Annotated in this window: 11 protein-coding genes; 5 read left to right on the top strand and 6 right to left on the bottom strand. The window is 63.1% G+C overall.

The window, feature by feature from the left end:
* Positions 1-39 precede the first annotated feature (39 nt).
* The gene (metG, locus tag U4Y90_RS03830; protein ID WP_321792315.1) at positions 40-2169 is read right to left on the bottom strand and encodes a methionine--tRNA ligase; all 2130 of its coding nucleotides are present in this window, start codon (positions 2167-2169) and stop codon (positions 40-42) included.
* A gap of 275 nt (positions 2170-2444) precedes the next feature.
* Between metG and U4Y90_RS03825 the strand changes: the two genes are divergently transcribed.
* Positions 2445-2849 carry a type II toxin-antitoxin system HicB family antitoxin gene (locus tag U4Y90_RS03825; RefSeq protein ID WP_321792313.1) on the top strand — a complete coding sequence of 135 codons (405 nt, stop codon included), beginning with the start codon at positions 2445-2447 and terminating at the stop codon, positions 2847-2849.
* A gap of 238 nt (positions 2850-3087) precedes the next feature.
* Here U4Y90_RS03825 and U4Y90_RS03820 read toward each other — a convergent pair whose 3' ends face one another.
* Positions 3088-3744: an OmpA family protein gene (locus U4Y90_RS03820; protein ID WP_321792311.1), complete on the bottom strand. Its 657-nt coding sequence runs from the start codon at positions 3742-3744 to the stop codon at positions 3088-3090.
* Between the two features lie 260 nt (positions 3745-4004).
* Between U4Y90_RS03820 and apbC the strand changes: the two genes are divergently transcribed.
* The 4 genes from apbC (at position 4005) to U4Y90_RS03800 (ending at position 8878) form a co-directional block, all read left to right on the top strand.
* Complete coding sequence (gene apbC / locus U4Y90_RS03815) at positions 4005-5093, top strand: iron-sulfur cluster carrier protein ApbC (protein WP_321792309.1); 1089 nt, start codon at positions 4005-4007, stop codon at positions 5091-5093.
* Between the two features lie 119 nt (positions 5094-5212).
* Positions 5213-5746: a superoxide dismutase family protein gene (locus U4Y90_RS03810; RefSeq protein ID WP_321792307.1), complete on the top strand. Its 534-nt coding sequence runs from the start codon at positions 5213-5215 to the stop codon at positions 5744-5746.
* Between the two features lie 161 nt (positions 5747-5907).
* Positions 5908-6477 carry a dCTP deaminase gene (dcd, locus tag U4Y90_RS03805; protein WP_062610084.1) on the top strand — a complete coding sequence of 190 codons (570 nt, stop codon included), beginning with the start codon at positions 5908-5910 and terminating at the stop codon, positions 6475-6477.
* Positions 6478-6592: 115 nt separating this feature from the next.
* Positions 6593-8878, top strand: a complete 2286-nt coding sequence (locus U4Y90_RS03800) for an arginine/lysine/ornithine decarboxylase (protein WP_321792302.1) — start codon at positions 6593-6595, stop codon at positions 8876-8878.
* Between the two features lie 341 nt (positions 8879-9219).
* Here U4Y90_RS03800 and gstA read toward each other — a convergent pair whose 3' ends face one another.
* The 4 genes from gstA to U4Y90_RS03780 form a co-directional block, all read right to left on the bottom strand.
* Positions 9220-9825: a glutathione transferase GstA gene (gstA, locus tag U4Y90_RS03795; RefSeq protein WP_321792300.1), complete on the bottom strand. Its 606-nt coding sequence runs from the start codon at positions 9823-9825 to the stop codon at positions 9220-9222.
* A gap of 97 nt (positions 9826-9922) precedes the next feature.
* Complete coding sequence (locus tag U4Y90_RS03790) at positions 9923-10852, bottom strand: bestrophin family protein (RefSeq protein WP_321792299.1); 930 nt, start codon at positions 10850-10852, stop codon at positions 9923-9925.
* 470 nt (positions 10853-11322) lie between these two features.
* Positions 11323-12729, bottom strand: a complete 1407-nt coding sequence (argH, locus tag U4Y90_RS03785) for an argininosuccinate lyase (RefSeq protein WP_321792297.1) — start codon at positions 12727-12729, stop codon at positions 11323-11325.
* 68 nt (positions 12730-12797) lie between these two features.
* On the bottom strand, positions 12798-13604 hold the full coding sequence (locus tag U4Y90_RS03780; RefSeq protein ID WP_321792295.1) for a helix-turn-helix transcriptional regulator: 807 nt from the start codon (positions 13602-13604) through the stop codon (positions 12798-12800).
* Positions 13605-13680 lie beyond the last annotated feature (76 nt).

The following is a 13680-nucleotide window of genomic DNA, read 5'->3' as shown; positions in this document are numbered from 1 at the left end:
GCGTGCCCTTCGTCTTTTCAGCTTCGCTTTCGATGCGTCTTACTTCACTCGCATCCCCGGCTTCGCGCCGCCATGCGGCTCCAGGATATAAAGCCCCGGCTCGGCCTTTTCATCCGCCGCCGATGCCGCCAGCACCATCCCTTCCGACATCCCGAACTTCATCTTGCGCGGTGCGAGGTTCACGACCATCACGGTCAGCTTGCCGATCAGATCCTGCGGTTGATAAGCCGACTTGATGCCCGAAAACACGTTGCGTGTCTTTTCCTCGCCGACATCGAGCGTGAGTTGCAGCAGCTTGTCGGAACCCTCGACCGCCTTGCAATCGACGATCTTCGCGATGCGCAGATCGACCTTCGCGAAGTCATCGATGGAGATGACGCCCGAGTCCTCATCCTTCTTCGCAACGGCCTTCGCACTGGCTTTCGCGGGCGCCGCCGCAGCGGCCTCCGCGCCCGGTTGCAGCGATTCGCGATTCGCGGCCAGCAACGCCTCGATCTGTTTCGGATCGACGCGCGTGGTCAGATGCTTGTACGCGTTGATCGCGCTGGCCGACGACAGCGGCTTCGTGGCGTCGGCCCAGACGAGCGGCGCGATGCCGAGGAACGCTTCGACCGCTTCGATGAGCTTCGGCAGGACCGGCTTCAGCGCGAGCGACAACAAACGGAACGCTTCGAGGCTCACGCTGCAGGTTTCATGCAGCGCGACAGCGTTCGCCGGATCCTTCGCCTGTTCCCACGGCTTCGCGGTGTCGACATAGGCGTTGACGGCATCGGCAAGTTCCATCGTCGTGCGCAGCGCGCGGCCGTACTCGCGCGACTCGTAGAAGCCGGCGATCTGCGGAATCGCCGCACGCAGTTGCCCGATGAGCGGATGATGCATCGCGCTGTCCTGCACGCGGCCGTCGAAACGCTTGATCAGGAAGCCCGCCGCGCGGCTCGCGATATTCACGTACTTGCCGACGAGATCGCTGTTCACGCGCGCCTGGAAGTCGTCGAGATTCAGGTCGATGTCTTCCATCGTGCTGTTGAGCTTCGCGGCGAAGTAGTAGCGCAGCCACTCGGGGTTCAGGCCCGTGTCGATCACGCTCTGCGCGGTGATGAACGTGCCGCGCGACTTCGACATCTTCGCGCCGTCGACGGTCAGAAAGCCGTGCGCGAACACGTTCGTCGGCGTGCGGTGGCCGGAGAATTCGAGCATCGCCGGCCAGAACAGGGTGTGGAAATACAGGATGTCCTTGCCGATGAAATGATATTGCTCGGTCTTCGAGTCGGGCTTCACCCACTCGGCGAAATCCAGGCCGACGCGGTCCGCGAGATTCTTGAAGCTCGCGTAGTAGCCGACGGGCGCATCGACCCAGACGTAGAAGTACTTGCCCGGCGCGCCGGGAATCTCGAAGCCGAAGTAGGGCGCGTCGCGCGAGATGTCCCAGTCGGCGAGCCTGGCTTCGCCCTTGTCGCCCAGCCATTCGCGCATCTTGTTGGTGGCTTCGGGCTGCGCGAGGCCGCTCACCCAGCCGCGCAGGAATTCTTCGCAGCGCGGGTCGGAGAGCTTGAAGAAATAGTGCGTCGATGTCTTGCGGATCGGCGTCGCGCCCGAGACGACCGAGTACGGATTGATGAGTTCGGTCGGCAGGTAGGTCGAGCCGCAGACTTCGCAGTTGTCGCCGTACTGGTCCTTGGCGCCGCACTTCGGGCATTGGCCCTTGATGAAGCGGTCCGGGAGGAACATTTCCTTGACCGGATCGTAGGCCTGCTCGATGTCGCGCGACTCTATGAGGCCCGCCTGCTGCAGCGAGCCGTAGATCGAGTCGCAGAGCACGCGATTTTCCTCGGCATCGGTCGAATAGTAGTTGTCGAACGAGATCCCGAAGCTGTCGAAATCGCGCTTGTGTTCTTTCCACACGCGCTCGATGAGCTGTTTCGGCGTGATGCCTTCCTTCTCGGCGCGAAGCATGATCGGCGTGCCGTGGGTGTCGTCCGCGCCGACGTAGTAGACCTCATGGCCATGCATTCGCAGCGTCCGAACCCAGATATCCGTCTGAATGTACTCGACCATATGGCCGATATGAATCTGGCCGTTCGCGTACGGCAACGCGGACGTGACGAGGATCTGGCGTTGGCCGCTCGGGGCGGCAGACGCGGCGGCAGTGGCTGAAATCGGTGCTGACATAAAGGCGCGGCCCGGTGGGGAGTGCTTGGGGTTGTGAAAAAAGGCGGAATTCGATTTTAGCAGGGTGGGGATGGGCGGGCGGAGTCGTGAGCCTGTAGTGCGAACAGATGCCTTTGCGCAAGCAAAAAATACAACAAAAAAGTTGTGTTATCGCTTAGCAGAAGACAACATTCGTGTTGTATTTTTGAGCCTTCGATACTCGCGGAGGGCGCATGGGCTGAAATAAGCGAGGGACCGAAGTTTTTAGAGAACACACCGTCATGCTGTCCTATCCAGTGAATCTGGAACTCGACACGAACAACACTTATCTGGTCACCTTTCCCGACATTCCGGAGGCCGTTTCCGTAGGGGAAGACAAAGACGAGGCGCTCATCGTAGGGCTTGATGCACTGGAAAGCGCCATCGAAATCTATTTCGACGAGAAGCGCGAAGTCCCCATGCCGTCGAAACCCAGGAAAGGCCAGCCGGTCGTGACGTTGCCTGCGCTCGTCGTATCGAAGGTGCTGCTGGCCAATGAAATGATCCGCCAGGGTGTGCGCAAGTCCGAGCTCGCGCGGCGGCTCAACGTCCATATGCCGCAGGTGGATCGCCTGCTCGACCCGCGTCATTCGTCGAAGATCGAAGCGATCGAGGCCGCGCTTCTGTCGTTGGGCAAGCGCTTGAAAATCTCTGTGGCGTGATTCGAAACGCGGAAAAACGTATTTCGAGCGCCCAAAAAAAACCGGGGTCCAATCGGGCCCCGGAGCAACAACGACAAGAGGAGAATGGCAGGTGATGGCCTCGCCATCCACCCACCGTAAAGACAGACAGCGGCACTGCGTCCAAGTTTCAATTTTTTTTCAGACGACTGAACGCCGCTCGGCCCGTGCTTTCGCCGCCGTCTTCGCGACAGTGGATTCTCCTTTCAAATCAGACGCTTTACTGCACTTGACCCGGCTGCGCGGTGGCGCGCAGATAGATTTCCACGCGGCGATTCTGTGCGCGGCCGGCTTCCGTCGAGTTGTCCGCGATCGGCTGGTTCTGGCCCATGCCCGACGCCGACAGACGCTGTGCCGGGACGCCGTGCGTCGCGATGTACGAGGACACGCTCTGTGCGCGGTTCTGCGACAGCGTCTGGTTGTAAGCCGCCTGGCCCGTGTTATCCGTGTGGCCGACCACGCTTGCGATCAACTCCGGATGCTGCTGCATCGTCTGCGTGACGGAGTTCAGCACCGGATCGAACGACGGCTTGATCGCGTAGCTGTTCGTGTCGAACGAGATCGAGTTCGGAATATTCACCTTCAGCGAGCCGTCCTGCTGCTCGGTCACCTGCGTGCCAGTGCCCTTCGAGTCGCCCGAAATCTTGTTCTTGATCGACTGCCAGTTGTAGCCGACGATGCCGCCCGTCGCCGCGCCGGCGGCCGCGCCGATCGCCGCGCCCTTGCCGCCGCCGAAGATCGCGCCGATCGCAGCGCCGGTCGCAGCGCCCGCGCCCGTGCCGACTGCGGTGTTAGTGCCCTGCTGCGTTTGACAGCCGGCCAGGAGTGCGCCCACCAGGGCAACCACGGACAGGCGGGTCATCAGCTTAGTATTCATGTTCGATCTCCTTGATTCAACAAACGGTTTGGCGCGTGGGCCGACAGTGCGAAAGGGTCTTCGGACGAGCTTCCGGGCGAGCCTCTACAATGATGAGAGAGGCGCCGAACGCCCGGCAGGATGCGTCCCCGGAAAGATTTGCAGCGGGATAGTGCTATGCGCGCGCCTCGCAACGCAATACCGCTAACAAATACTTTCAAATTCTTCAGCTTGTTGTTGCGCGCCGACGGCATTAGCAACAACCGTTCCATGGAGTTTCGATGAGCATTGACCGCGCGACGATCGACGCCGCACTCGCCACACTGACCGATCCCAACACCAACCGCAAGTTCGTCGATACGAAAAGCATTCGCAATGTCTCCGTCGACGGCGGGAACGTCGCGGTGAGCGTCGTGCTCGGCTACCCGGCCAAAACCCAGTTCGGCGCGATCCGCGCGCAAGTGGAAGGCGCGCTGCGTCAGGTTGCCGGCGTCACGAACGTGAACGTGGACGTTTCGTCGCAGGTCGTCGCGCATGCCGTGCAGCGCGGCGTGAAGCTGTTGCCGAACGTCAAGAACATTGTCGCGGTGGCGTCGGGCAAGGGCGGCGTCGGCAAGAGCACGACGGCCGCGAATCTCGCGCTCGCGCTCGCCGCCGAAGGCGCATCGGTCGGCATGCTCGACGCGGACATCTACGGTCCGTCGCTGCCGATGATGCTCGGCATCACCGGCCGTCCCGAATCGCCCGACAACCAGACGATGAATCCGCTCGAAGGCCACGGCATCCAGGCGAATTCGATCGGCTTCCTGATCGAGCAGGACAACCCGATGGTCTGGCGCGGCCCGATGGTCACCTCGGCGCTCGAGCAATTGCTGCGTCAGACCAACTGGAAGGATCTCGACTATCTCGTCGTCGACATGCCGCCGGGCACCGGCGACATCCAGCTCACGCTGTCGCAGAAGGTGCCGGTGACGGGCGCGGTGATCGTCACGACGCCGCAGGACATCGCGTTGCTCGATGCGAAGAAGGGCTTGAAGATGTTCGAGAAGGTCGGCATTCCGATTCTCGGCATCGTCGAGAACATGAGCACGCACATCTGCTCGAACTGCGGCCACGAAGAGCACATCTTCGGCGCGGGCGGCGGCGAGCGCATGGCGAAGGAATACGGCGTCGAGATCCTCGGGTCTTTGCCGCTCGATATCGCCATTCGCGAGCGCACCGACGCGGGCCAGCCGACGGTCGTGTCGCAGCCGGAGAGCCGCATCGCCGAGACGTATCGCGCGATCGCGCGCCGCGTCGCGATCTCGATTGCGGAGCGCCAGCGCGACATGACATCGAAGTTCCCGAGCATCGTCGTGCAGAACACCTGATTTCGAGCGAACGATCGAGTCTGCGCGAGCCTTGTGCAATGCGGCTCGCGGTATCATGTCGCCTTCGATGGGCGGCAGCGTCGACGCACCGGGCGTCGGCGGGCCGCCGAGAGGATCGCATGAGACACAGATTCGACGGAAGGGCGCTTCACGCCTCGATCGCGATAGCCGCTTGCAGCGTCTTGCTGAGCGGTTGCGGACTCATCTTCCAGAATCACGAAAAGCGCGCGGACGCGTTGCTTCAGCCGACGCCCGGAAACACGACACGCGGCACCGTCACGCTGATCGAGCGCGCGGACGGCGTGCAGGTCTCCTACAACCTCACCGACATGCCACCGAACAGCGATCACGCGCTCACCGTTCACGAGCGCGGCGACTGCATCGCCGTCAACGGGCAGGACGCGAGCCCGGTGTTCGCGCTGCCTTCGGATCGCAGGAGAACAGCGTCGCGCCTCGAAGGCGAACTCGGCAATATCCATGCGGACGCGACCGGCGCGGCGACCGGCTTCATCGTCGCGACCGATGTCTCTCTCGACGGCGTGCGCTCGATCATTTCTCGCGCGATCATGCTGCATCGCGAAGCCATGGACCCGTATGCGAATGCGCCGCACAACGTGGGCCCCGCGCTCGCGTGCGGCGTCATCCGGCGCTAGTCACCGCGGCCGCTCACGCCGCGCGCGGTGCGGCGGCTCAATCGCGTAAAATACCCGCTTTCGTTTGGCCGGCGCGGCGAAAACCGCCGCCTGCCATGCCCCGTTTCACCGCAGGCGGCGGTCGCGAGACCCGAGCCGTTCACCGTTGAGTAGCGTCCCCTATGAGCATCAAGTCCGACAAGTGGATCCGCCGCATGGCCGAAGAGCACCGAATGATCGAGCCGTTCGTGCGCGATCAGGTGCGCGTGACCGAGGACGGCCGCAAGATCGTGAGCTACGGCACGTCGAGCTACGGCTACGACATCCGCGTCGCCGACGAATTCAAGATCTTCACCAACATCAACTCCACCATCGTCGATCCGAAAGCGTTCGACGAGAAATCGTTCGTCGACTTCAAGGGCGATGTCTGCATCATTCCGCCGAATTCTTTCGCGCTCGCGCGCACGGTCGAGTATTTCCGCATTCCGCGCTCGTGCCTGACCGTCTGTCTCGGCAAGTCGACGTACGCGCGCTGCGGGATCATCGTCAACGTGACGCCGTTCGAGCCGGAATGGGAAGGTTATGTCACGCTCGAATTCTCGAATACGACACCTTTGCCTGCCAAAATCTACGCGAACGAGGGTGTTGCCCAGGTCCTGTTCTTCGAAAGCGATGAAATGTGCGAAACGTCGTACGCGGATCGCGGCGGGAAGTATCAAGGGCAGCACGGCGTGACGCTGCCGAAAACCTGATATTCGCCGCGCATCGGGCGCATTTTAGAAACGCACACGGCAAACGCTTGTCGAAAGACCGCTGGCCTCGAGATTGCGACTCGGGCAGCGGTCGTTCCATTTGGAGAATCGCCTCATGAAGTTCCGCTTCCCCGTCGTCATCATCGACGAAGATTTTCGCTCCGAGAACATTTCGGGTTCCGGCATCCGGGCGCTCGCAGAGGCGATCGAGAAAGAAGGCGCCGAAGTCCTCGGCCTGACGAGCTACGGCGATCTCGCCGCGTTCGCGCAGCAGTCGAGCCGCGCGTCGTGCTTCATTCTGTCGATCGACGACGACGAACTGCTGCCTTACGCCGATAACGTCGTCGTCGAAGGCGACACGCCGGAACTCGCATCGGCGATCGTCGCATTGCGCGCGTTCATCGAGGCCGTGCGCCGCCGCAACGCCGATATTCCGATCTTCCTGTACGGTGAAACGCGCACCTCGCGCCACCTGCCGAACGACATCCTGCGCGAACTGCACGGCTTCATTCACATGTTCGAGGACACGCCGGAGTTCGTCGCGCGGCACGTGATCCGCGAGGCGCGCGTCTATCTCGATGCGCTCGCGCCGCCATTCTTCAAGGAACTGGTGCAGTACGCGGACGAAGGCTCGTATTCGTGGCACTGTCCGGGACACTCGGGCGGCGTCGCGTTCCTGAAGAATCCGCTGGGGCAAATGTTCCACCAGTTCTTCGGCGAAAACATGCTGCGCGCGGACGTCTGCAACGCGGTGGAAGAACTCGGCCAGCTGCTCGATCACACCGGCCCGGTCGCGGCGTCGGAGCGCAACGCGGCGCGAATCTTCGGCGCGGACCATCTCTTTTTCGTGACCAACGGCACGTCGACGTCGAACAAGATCGTGTGGCACGCCACCGTTGCGCCGGGCGATATCGTTCTGGTCGACCGCAACTGCCACAAGTCAATCCTGCACGCGATCATGATGACCGGCGCGATCCCCGTGTTCCTCACGCCGACGCGCAACCACTTCGGCATCATCGGCCCGATTCCGCGCGACGAGTTCAAGCCGGAGAACATCCGCAGGAAAATCGAGGCGAATCCGTTCGCGCGCGAAGCGCTGGCGAAGAACCCGAAAATCAAGCCGCGCATTCTGACGATCACGCAGAGCACGTACGACGGCGTGATCTACAACGTCGAGATGATCAAGGACCTGCTCGGCGACATGCTCGACACGCTGCACTTCGACGAAGCCTGGCTGCCGCACGCCGAATTTCACTCGTTCTATCAGGACATGCACGCGATCGGCGCGGGCCGTCCGCGCACGGGCGCGCTCGTGTTCGCGACGCATTCCACGCACAAGCTGCTCGCCGGCATTTCGCAGGCGTCGCAGATTCTCGTGCAGGACAGCGAGAACAGCACGTTCGACCGCCATCGTTTCAACGAGGCGTATCTGATGCATACGTCGACGTCGCCGCAGTACGCGATCATCGCGTCGTGCGACGTCGCCGCCGCGATGATGGAAGCGCCGGGCGGCACGGCGCTCGTGGAGGAATCGATCGCGGAAGCGCTCGACTTCCGCCGCGCGATGCGCAAGGTCGATGCCGAATACGGCGACGACTGGTTCTTCAAGGTCTGGGGTCCGGAAGCGCTGGCCGAAGAGGGCATCGGCGACCGCGAGGACTGGATGCTCAAGCCCAACGACCGCTGGCACGGCTTCGGCGCGCTCGCGCAGGGCTTCAACATGCTCGACCCGATCAAGGCGACGATCATCACGCCGGGACTCGACGTGGACGGCGAGTTCGGCGAGACCGGCATTCCCGCCGCGATCGTGACGAAGTATCTGGCGGAGCACGGCATCATCGTGGAGAAGACGGGGCTTTACTCGTTCTTCATCATGTTCACGATCGGCATTACCAAAGGCCGCTGGAATTCGATGGTCACCGAGCTCCAGCAGTTCAAGGACGACTACGACAACAATCAGCCGCTGTGGCGCGTGCTGCCGGAGTTCATCGCGCAGCATCCGTCGTACGAGCGCATCGGCCTGCGCGATCTGTGCGAGCAGATCCACAGCGTCTATCGCGCGAACAACATCGCGCGTCTCACGACCGAGATGTATCTGTCGAGCATGGAGCCGGCGATGAAACCGTCCGAAGCGTTCGCGAAGCTCGCGCACCGCGAGATCGACCGGGTGCCCATCGACGAGCTGGAAGGCCGCGTGACTTCGATCCTGCTGACGCCGTATCCGCCGGGCATTCCGTTGCTGATTCCGGGCGAGCGCTTCAACCGCACGATCGTCGACTATCTGCGTTTCGCGCGTGAGTTCAACGAGCGCTTCCCCGGTTTCCATACGGATATCCACGGGCTCGTCGGCGAGATGATCAACGGGCGCATCGAGTACTTCGTCGATTGCGTGCGGGATTGAACGGCGCGTTGCGCGTAGGAAGGTGATCGTCGCGGTGATCATGTCGCGATATTGGCCCCGAGCGGGCGCGGCCTGCGAGGGCGCTTCGCCGTACACGACGAAACTTTGCGCCGCGCCCGTGTCGATGTTCGCCGGCACCACCGTGCCGTCCAGCAGGATACGGCAGGGCGCACTCACGGTGCAGATTGCGGCGATGCGGCTTGTTGCATCGATCGGATCCCGAAGCGAGTCGTGATTCACAGATGTTATTCGGACATCGCCGATGCGGCGCGCAGATGCAAACGGCCTCCCGAAGGAGGCCGTTCGCTGTCATGCGTTGAAGACCGTCGCGCGGTCCGGACTCAGATCAGTCCTTCGGCCTTCAACGCCGCTTGCACGCCGGCGCGCGCGCCCACGCGCGCCTGATAGGCGACGAGCGCGGGCCACTTGCCGAGGTCGAGATCGATGTGCTTCGCCCAGCCGAGCACCGTGAACAGATACGCATCGCCGATGCTGAATTCGTCGCCGAGCAGGTATTGCGCGCGATCCACTTGCTGCGCCACATAGCCGAGACGGCGCTCGAGATTCGCCATCGCGGCGGCTTTCCAGTCGCGGCTCGCGTCCGGGTTGAAGAACGGCGAAAAATTCTTGTGCAGCTCGGTGCCGATGAACGTCAGCCAGCCTTGCAGCCGGTAGCGCGCCATCGCGTCGGCGAGCGGCGCGAGATGCTTCGCGGGCGCCTGATCCGCGACGTATTGCATGATCGCCGGACCTTCGGTGATGACTTCGCCGTTGTCGAGCTGCAGCGCGGGCACATAGCCCTTCGGATTGATCTGCGTGAAATCCGCGCCGCTCGCGGTGATTTTCGTCTTCAGATCGACCGCTTCGATCTCGAACGGCAAGCCCGATTCGACGAGCGCGATATGCGAGGCCAGCGAGCATGCGCCGGCTTTGTAAAAGAGTTTCAAAACTAATCTCCGGGTTGAACCGCGCGCATTATGAACCAAATCGGCGGCGAATCCGTTTCGCGTTCGTGAAAAGCGCGTTGATCAAAGCGGCGGCGCGTCAATCCAGGATGTAGCTGGGCGCGTGCGATGGCGTCGTGGGCGGGCGCTCGAAGGCGGGATCGGCGACCATGTCGTGCAACGCGGCTTCGAGCGTTGCGCAGATTGCGTTCAGCGCGAGATCGTTTTCTTCGAGGCCGAACGGGTCTTCGATTTGCGCGGCGATCGCCTCGAGCGCCATGAATGCATACGCGACGAGCAACGCGAAGAGCGGCGTGAGCAGGCCCGCGCCATCGACGAGGCCGAACGGCAGCAGCGCGCAGAAGAGATAGATCGTGCGATGGATCATCACGGAATAGGAGAAGGGCAGCGGTGTCGAGGTCAGCCGCTCGCATCCGCCGATGACCGCCGACAGCGCATTCAGGTTGTGCTCGAACGCGAGTTGCGCATAGCCGTCGATGACCCCTTCGCGCTTGCGTTCGGCCACCCATTCGCCGAGCCACAGCAGGATCAGCGCGGGGGGAAACTGCGCCGCGCAGGCGCGCGCATGCAGTTCGGGCGGCAGGCGCGATGCGAGATCGTCGCGGGCATCGGTGCTGCGCAACTGGTGCCGCAGCGCATGCGCGAGGCCGCCGATCGCCGCGACGACGCGCCGGGTGTCGGCGGCATCGGCCGGATGAGGCAGACTTATCGCCTGGCGTGCGAGCGAACGCGCCGTGATGACGAGCGATCCCCACAGCTTGCGGCCTTCCCACCAGCGCTCGTAGCTCGCGCTGTTGCGAAAGCCGAGGAACACGGCCAGCGCGATGCCGACCAGCGCGAAGGGCGGCGTGCCGAGGCCGATCGGATAGGTGCGCATGTGATCGTGCATGAAGATCGCCACGACCGACAGCGCGAAGATGAGCGTGAGCCTCGGCAGCAACTGCGGCAGCACGGAGCCGCGCCAGACGAACAGCAGCCGGAACCAGTGCAGCTTGGGGCGGATGATCATGACGTGGGCGCCTGGCGCGTCGAATCGTTGAATGATCGACATGATAAATGCGCCGACGATGAAATGCCGGCGGCCCGCACCCGCCGCGATGCCGCATGTTCGTGCCCGGTCGCCCTGACTGAATGATTGAAGGCAGCGCGGTGCGCCGTCGCGCGGATTCATGCTTCGGCGCGAAAGCGGCCGCGCCGGAACCATTTCTATGCGAGCCTGAGTTTGATCATTAGTTTTCCTTCAGATGTTATCTAGGTAATTTACATTCGCGCGTGACTGGAGAAAGGCATTTCGAAGTGCGGCGCGAGAGAGGTCGATGTGACAAGCGGCGTTTCGCATTTCGCGCTTGTTTTCTCGCGGCGATTCATCGCAATACATCGGTTGAACAGGTGAGCGCATCGATGAAATGCGCGGAGGACGGCTCAAGAAAAAGGCCCGCGCAAGCGGGCCTCATCGTTCGAAACAGCCGAAGCGCCTCGTCAGCCGAGCGCCGCGCGCGCCGCCTTCGCCGCCGCGCGCACCTGATCCGGCGCGGTGCCACCCGGATGATTGCGGCTCGCGACCGAGCCTTCCAGCGTCAAAAACTCGAACACGTCGTCGCCGATCAGATGCGCGACGTTCGGCAATTCCTTCTTCATCTCTTCGAGCGACAGGTCCGCGATATCGCATTCGCGATCCACGCAGACACGCACCGCATGCGCGACCGCTTCGTGCGCATCGCGGAAAGGCAGGCCGCGCTTCACCAGATAGTCCGCCAGATCGGTCGCCGTCGAGAAGCCTTGCAGCGCCGCCGCGCGCATCGCCTGCGGCTTGACGGTGATGCCCGCCGCCATTTCCGCGAAGATGCGCAGCGTGTCTGCGACCGTATCGACGGTATCGAAGAGCGGCTCCTTGTCTTCCTGATTGTCCTTGTTGTACGCGAGCGGCTGACCTTTCATCAGCGTGAGCAGCGCCATCAGATGACCGTTCACGCGGCCGGTCTTGCCGCGCGCGAGCTCGGGCACATCCGGGTTCTTCTTCTGGGGCATGATTGACGAACCCGTGCAGAAGCGATCCGCGAGATCGATGAAGCCGACACGCGGGCTCATCCACAGCACGAGTTCTTCGGAGAAGCGCGACACGTGCGTCATCACCAGCGCGGCGGCCGCCGTGAATTCGATCGCGAAGTCGCGGTCGGACACCGCATCGAGCGAGTTCGCGCAGATGCCGTCGAAGCCCAGCGTTTTCGCGACCGCGTGACGATCGATCGGGTAGCTCGTGCCGGCGAGCGCCGCCGCGCCGAGCGGCAGACGGTTCACGCGCTTGCGCACATCGCGCATGCGCTCGGCGTCGCGCGTGAACATTTCGACATAGGCCAGGAGGTGATGGCCGAACGTCACCGGCTGCGCCACCTGCAGGTGCGTGAAGCCCGGCATGATGGTGTCGGCGTGCTGCTCGGCCATGTCGATCAGCGCGCCGCGCAGATCCTTCAGCAGATCGCCGATGCGGTCGATCTCGCCGCGCAGCCACAAGCGGATATCGGTCGCGACCTGATCGTTGCGCGAGCGGCCGGTGTGCAGGCGCTTGCCCGCATCGCCGATCAACGCGGTCAGGCGCGCCTCGATGTTCAGATGCACGTCTTCCAGATCCAGCTTCCACTCGAATTCGCCGCGCTCGATTTCGCCCTTGATCTGCGCCATGCCGCGCTCGATGGCGGCGAGATCGTCGGCGCTGATGATCTTCTGCGCCGCGAGCATCGACGCGTGCGCGAGCGAGCCTTGAATGTCGACGAGCGCGAGCCGGTTGTCGAAGAACACCGACGACGTGTAGCGCTTGACGAGTTCCGACATCGGCTCGGAGAAGCGAGCCGACCAGGCTTCGCCTTTTTTGTGGAGTTGGGACGTCATGGTGATGTGTTTTGCGGTTGGAGCGGCTCGTTCGGCAAGCCGGAAGCCTATGATTTTAACAAATGGCGTCACTCGTTCCCGACAAGGATGACGAGCTTCAAATCCTCCCGATGCGCCGGCTTGAACGTGATCTGATTGAACACGATGCGCCCGCGCGCCGGATGATTGAACGCGCGCTCGCCGCCTTCGCGCTCGAACACGTCCTGCGAGGCCCAGTAGCGCGTGAAGGCATCGCTCGCGGCGCTCAGGGTGTCGATGAGCGCGCGCGTCGGAGCATCGTTCAGATGGCGGATCGAATCGGCGCGGAATTCGGCGGCGAGACGCCGCGCGCGCGTTTCCCAGTCTACGATCAACGCGCGCGCCAGCGGCGACGTGAACGTGTAGGTCAGCAGGTTGCGGTCATGCTCGCCATCGAGCCAGCCGACGAACAACGCCGACGCGTGCTCGTTCCAGCGCAGCGCGTTCCACTGGCGGTCCAGCACGTAGGCGGGCGCGCCGATCAGCGCGACGGTTTCGAGCAACGCGGCCGGCGCGTCTTGCGAGGCGGGATCGGGCTCGGCGGGATCGCGCTGGGCGGCGAGTTCGAACAAATACGCGCGTTCGGCGCGCGAAAGCTGCAGCGCGACGGCAATGCGCGCGAGCGCGTCGGCGGAAGCGGACACGGGACGGCCTTGCTCGATCCACGTGTACCAGGTCGGACTCACGCCGCACAGTTGCGCGACTTCCTCGCGGCGCAGGCCGGGCGTGCGCCGGCGCGGACCGGGTGCGAGGCCCACGGCCTGCGGCGACAGCCGTTCGCGATGGGCGCGGATGAACTCGCCGAGCGCACGCGCGGGCGTTTCGGGGAGCGGTTCGATTTTGTCGATGCGATTCATGCGTGGCAGGTGGTGTGCATACCAGAATAAATGCACAACTTGTACTGGTACAAGACGGGCTCTATTGTAACGGCGT

This window comes from Caballeronia sp. J97, assembly GCF_905220305.1.
GTDB lineage: Bacteria > Pseudomonadota > Gammaproteobacteria > Burkholderiales > Burkholderiaceae > Caballeronia.
Note: the sequence above shows the minus strand (reverse complement) of the source record. Positions and strands in the feature narration are given on the sequence as shown.